The organism is Caulobacter sp. HMWF025 (assembly GCF_003060965.1).
GTDB lineage: Bacteria > Pseudomonadota > Alphaproteobacteria > Caulobacterales > Caulobacteraceae > Caulobacter.
The window spans coordinates 13,856-19,491 of the sequence record NZ_QAII01000050.1 but is presented as its reverse complement, the minus strand read 5'-3'; the positions used below and the strand labels follow the sequence as shown (position 1 = coordinate 19,491).

The 5,636-nt window shown below is 68.2% G+C and carries 2 protein-coding genes and 1 pseudogene; all 3 read left to right on the top strand.

Features of this window, described 5'->3' with window-relative positions:
- Window positions 1-3,369 (top strand): hydantoinase B/oxoprolinase family protein (locus tag DBR10_RS06805; protein WP_108556222.1); only part of this gene is annotated, 3,369 nt, incomplete at its 5' end.
- A complete protein-coding gene (locus DBR10_RS06800) occupies window positions 3,369-3,839 on the top strand; it encodes a low molecular weight protein-tyrosine-phosphatase (RefSeq protein ID WP_108505720.1) in 471 nt (156 codons plus the stop codon). The genes DBR10_RS06805 and DBR10_RS06800, both read left to right, overlap by 1 nt.
- Window positions 3,840-4,011: 172 nt before the next feature.
- A pseudogene (locus DBR10_RS19785) lies at window positions 4,012-5,636 on the top strand (autotransporter domain-containing protein); the annotation flags it as partial.

Here is a 5,636-nt window from a genome sequence, read left to right as displayed (position 1 = left end):
CTTCTGGAGCGCAAGGGCGAGCCGACGGTGCTGGCGATCACGGGCGGGCACGCCGACGCCCTGCGGATCGGCTACCAGGCCCGGCCCAGGCTGTTTGACCGCCATATCGTCAAGCCCGAAGCGCTCTACGATCTGGTGGTCGAGATCGATGAGCGGATCAGTGTCGAGGGCCAGGTGCTGCGTCCTCTCGATGAAGCCGCCGCACGGACCGGTCTGCAGACGGCCTACGATGCCGGCTTCCGGGCCGTGGCCATCGTGCTGCTGCACGGCTTCCGTTTCACCGACCATGAGGCCCGGGTCGCCAGCATCGCCCGGGAGATCGGCTTCACCCAGGTCTCGGTCAGCCACGAGGTCAGCCCGCTGATGAAGCTGGTCGGGCGTGGCGACACGACCGTCGTCGACGCCTATCTCTCGCCGATCCTGCGCCGTTATGTCGACCGCGTGGCGAGCGAACTGGGTGAGGATACCCGGCTGCTGTTCATGCAGTCGAACGGGGGACTGACCGACGCCCGGGCCTTCCGGGGCAAGGACGCCATCCTGTCGGGTCCGGCCGGCGGCGTGGTCGGCATGGCGCGGACGGCGGGGGAGGCGGGTTTTGACCGCGTCATCGGCTTCGACATGGGCGGCACCTCGACCGACGTCTGCCACTATGCGGGCGAGTATGAGCGGGCTTTCGAGACCGTGGTCGCCGGCGTGCGGATGCGCGCGCCGATGATGAACATCCACACCGTGGCGGCGGGCGGTGGCTCGCTCTGCAGCTTCGACGGGGCCCGCCTGCGAGTCGGCCCGGCCTCGGCCGGCGCCGTGCCGGGGCCCGCCGCCTACCGCCGGGGAGGACCGCTGACGGTCACCGACTGCAACGTCATGCTGGGCAAGCTGCGCCCCGCGTTCTTCCCGGCCGTCTTCGGGCCCGGAGCCGACCAGCCCCTGGACGTCGAGGCGGTGAAGCTTGGCTTTGAAACCCTCGCTGCGGATATACTCGCCGCCACCGGCGAGGCGATGAGCCCGGAAGCCATCGCCGAGGGCTTCATCACCATCGCCGTCGAGAACATGGCCAAGGCGGTGCGACAGATCTCGATCCAGCGCGGCTATGACGTGACCCGCTATGTGCTGGCCTGTTTCGGTGGGGCCGGCGGTCAGCATGCCTGTTTGGTCGCCGACGCCCTGGGCATGACCAGGGTGATGATCCACCCCTTTGCCGGAGTGCTCAGCGCCTACGGCATGGGGCTGGCGGACCTGCGGCTGATCCGTGAAGCGACAGTGGAGCGGCCGCTGGCCGAAGCCGCCGCTGAACTGACCGAGCAGGCGCGAGCGCTGTCGGTCGAAGCCGAGGCTGCGCTTCTGGCCCAGGGCGTGCCGGTGGCGTCGGTCGAAGCCCTCGCCACCCTGCGGGTGAAATATGCTGGGACGGACACGCCGCTGGTCGTGCCGCTGACCGACGAGGCGGGCGTTCGGGCCACGTTCGAGACGCTGCACCAGCGACGCTTCGGCTTCATCTCGCCGACCACGGCTCTTGTCGTCGAGACCCTGTCGGTCGAGGCTGTGGGGCATGCCGATGCCGGTGCCGAGCCCGCCCTCGGGGCCGCCCGGAGCGGTGAGGTCGAGCCCTTGGCCACCGTCGAGGTCCGTATGGCCGGACAGGTTCAGTCAGCGCCGGTGTTCGACCGCGAAGTCCTGGCCGTCGGCACCGACGTCAAAGGCCCCGCCATCATCCGGGAAGCCACCGGCACCACCATCGTCGAGCCCGGCTGGCGCGCCACTGTGGATGCCCACCTGAACCTGATCCTCGACCGCATCGAAGCCCTGCCGACCCGCCGGGCCATCGGTACCAAGGCCGATCCGGTGATGCTGGAAGTGTTCAACAACCTCTTCATGGCGGTGGCAGAGGAGATGGGCTTTGCCCTGCAGAACACGGCCTATTCGGTCAATATCAAGGAGCGGCTCGACTTCTCCTGCGCCCTGTTCGACCGCGACGGCAATCTGATCGCCAATGCCCCGCACATGCCGGTGCATCTGGGCTCAATGGGCGACAGCGTGCGGGCCATCCGCGAGGCCCGCGCGGCCGACGGCCGAGGTATGAAGCCCGGCGACGTCTACATGCTCAACGCGCCCTATAACGGCGGCACTCACCTGCCGGACGTTACGGTGGTCATGCCGGTGTTCGACGCCGAGGGAGGCCTGCTGTTCTACGTCGCCGCGCGCGGCCACCAGGGCGATATCGGCGGGATCACGCCCGGTTCGATGCCGCCCAATAGCCGTACGGTCGAGGAAGAGGGGGTTCTGATCGAGAATTTCCTGCTGGTCGAAGGCGGGCGGTTCCTGGAAGCCGAGACCCGCGCCCTGCTGGCCTCGGGCGAGTGGCCGGCCCGCAATCCGGACCAGAACATCGGTGACCTCAAGGCCCAGATCGCCGCCTGTGCGCGTGGGGCGGAAAGCCTGACCGGCCTCGTCGCCGAATTCGGCCAGGAGGTCGTAGAGGCCTACATGGCCCATGTGCAGGACAATGCCGAGGAGGCGGTCCGGCGGGTGTTGGCCACCCTGAGCGACGGATCTTTCGCCTATGAACTGGACGACGGCTCCGTCGTGAAGGTGGCGGTCACGGTCGACCGGCAGGCCCGCACGGCCCGGGTCGATTTCGCGGGCTCCAGTGACCAGGTCCCGAGCAATTTCAACGCCCCGGCCTCGATCTGCCGGGCGGCGGCGCTGTACGTCTTCCGGACCCTGGTCGACGACGAGATCCCGATGAACGACGGCTGCCTGCGGCCGGTCGAGCTGGTCATTCCGGAGGGTTCGATGCTGCGGCCGCGCTATCCGGCGGCGGTGGTGGCGGGCAATGTCGAGACCAGCCAGGTGGTCGTGGACGCCCTTTATGGCGCGCTGGGCGTGATGGCCGGGGCCCAGGGCACGATGAACAACTTCACCTTCGGCGATGAGCGCCGCCAGTACTACGAGACCATCTGCGGCGGCTCTGGGGCGGGACCGGACTTCGACGGCACCGACGCCGTCCAGACTCACATGACCAACAGCCGCCTGACCGATCCCGAGGTGCTGGAGACCCGCTATCCGGTGCTGGTCGAGGCCTTCTCGATCCGGCGCGGCTCTGGCGGGGCAGGACAGCATCGTGGCGGCGACGGGGTTGTGCGCCGGATCGGCTTTCGCGAGCCGATGACCGCTACGCTGCTGTCGAACCGCCGCCGGGTGCCGCCGTTCGGACTGGCGGGTGGTGAGGCCGGGGCCCTGGGTCTGGCCCGGGTCGAACGGTCCGACGGCTCGGTTCAGGCGATGGCGGCCACCGATCTGGTCGAGGTCGCGGCCGGAGATACCATCGTCATCGAGACGCCCGGCGGCGGCGGCTGGGGGGCAGCCTGATGCGCCCTTCGGTCCTGTTCGTCTGTCTCGGCAATATCTGTCGCTCGCCCCTGGCAGAAGGGGCTTTCCGGCATGAGGCCCGGGCCATCGGTCTCGAGGTGGTGGCGGACTCGGCCGGGACCGGTGGCTGGCATGCTGGCGAACCGCCCGATCCCCGCGCCATCGCCGCCGCGCGTCGCCAGGGTGTCGATATCAGCGGCCAGCGCGCCCGGCAGGTGAAGGCCGAAGACTTCCGCCGCTTTGACCTCGTCCTCGCCCTCGACCACGACAACCTGCGTAACCTGCGGGCTCTGATGCCCAAGGGCGCCGCCGCACGCCTTGACCTGCTGCTCGACTACGCACCGGGTCTGGAAAGGCAGGCCGTGGCCGATCCCTACTATGGCGACGATGCCGGATTTGACCTGACCTGGCAGCAGGTCAGCCTGGCCGCGCGCGATCTGGCCCGCCGGCTTCGCCACGGCGAGATCTGAACGCCCGACCAGCCCTTTCCGGAAACCGTCTCCGGCCTGCCAACGGGGCAGCTTGCAAGGTTTGGCGGCCCGAAACGCCAGATTTCCGCATCTGACCATCGGGCAACAAGCCGGACACGCCCCGGCCACCCGGCATCGCTAGGCCTGCGCAGGTTCTCCTGAAGGTCCTTACATGCTGCGCAAGATCCTCGTCGCCACGGCCGCCGCCGCGCCCTTCGTCGTCGCCTCCGGCGGGGCCCTTGCCGAGGTGGAGGTCACCAGCAGCACCCGGACCACACCGATCACCACGTCTTCGGCCAGTGGCGGGTCGGCCAGTGACGTCAAGATCACCTCGGACGGCGTCATCACCCTCAGCGCTACTGGCCCGATCGTCACCCTCGACAGCGATAATCTCGTTACCAACAACGGCAGTCTGGTCAGTGTCGGGGTCAATGACTCGGTCGGCGTGCTGGTGCTCGGCGGCCATACCGGCACGCTGCTCAGCGCCGGTTCGATCAGCCTGACCGAGGACTACGCCGATACCGATGATGACGACGACGGGGACCTTGACGGACCCTGGGCTGAGGGATTCGGGCGTTTCGGCATCCGCCTCACCGGCCTGGAGCCCTTCACCGGGACGATCACGAATGAAGGCTCGATCCTGATCGAGGGCAACGACTCGGCCGGGATCAGCCTCGAGGCCCCTCTTGTCGGGAGCGTGGTCAATTCGGGAACGATCAGCGTCACCGGCGACCGCACCTACGGGATCAAGGTCAGCGCGCCCGTTACCGGCAAGGTCTCCACCACCGGATCGGTTCTGGCCATCGGTGCCGGCGCAACGGGCGTGGCCGTCGATGCGGAGATCGACGGAGCCCTCGTCGTCCAGGGTTCGGTCACCGCCTATGGCTACCGCTATACCAGCCGCCTTTCCGATCCGGATGACCGCGCCCTGCTTGATGCGGACGATGTCCTGGAAGGGGGCTCAGCCGTCCGGGTCACGGCCGATGTGTCGGGCGGGGTCCTGCTGGACGCGCCCCCGACCGACACCAATGACGACACCAGTGACGACGAGGACGGCGACGGCGTCACTGACAGCAGCGAAGGCACAGCCTCGGTCACAGTCTATGGCGGGGCCCCGGCCCTGAAGATCGGGTCGGACAGCCAGACCGTCACCCTCGGCGCGGTCGGGACCGGCGATCTGGCCTATGGCCTGGTCATCAAGGGTTCGGTCGGGGCCTATGGCTCGTTGGACAATGTCGAGACGACAGCGGTGCAACTGGGCGGCTCGGCGGGCTATTCCACCCTGGTGACCGGCGGCGTGCGACTGGACGGTTCGCTCGGCACGACGGCCTATGAGGCCCAGACCACGGGCCTGCACCTGATGGCCGGAGCCAATGCCGACACGATCTGGAACACGGGTTCGATCAGCGGTTCCACGATCTCTGAAGGCGACTATGCGGCGCGCGGCATCGTCATCGAGGCAGGGGCCTCTGCAACCCGCCTGATCAATGCCGGAACGCTGAGCGCGACGGTGGCCGGCGAGGCCGGCAGCGCCTATGCCGTGCTCGACAGGGCCGGCACCCTGACCTCGATCACCAATACCGGCAAGATCCTCGCCTCGGTCACGGCCACGGACGATGACTATGACCTCGACGATGACAATGATGACGCGTCCGACGAGACCGTGACGGGTCAGGCTGTCGCCATCGATGTGAGCCGGAACACCTCCGGCGTGACCCTCATCCAGTCGGGCATCAATGACGGCGACGACGGCGAAGACGATGTGGCCGATACCGATACGGACGGCGACGGCGTGGA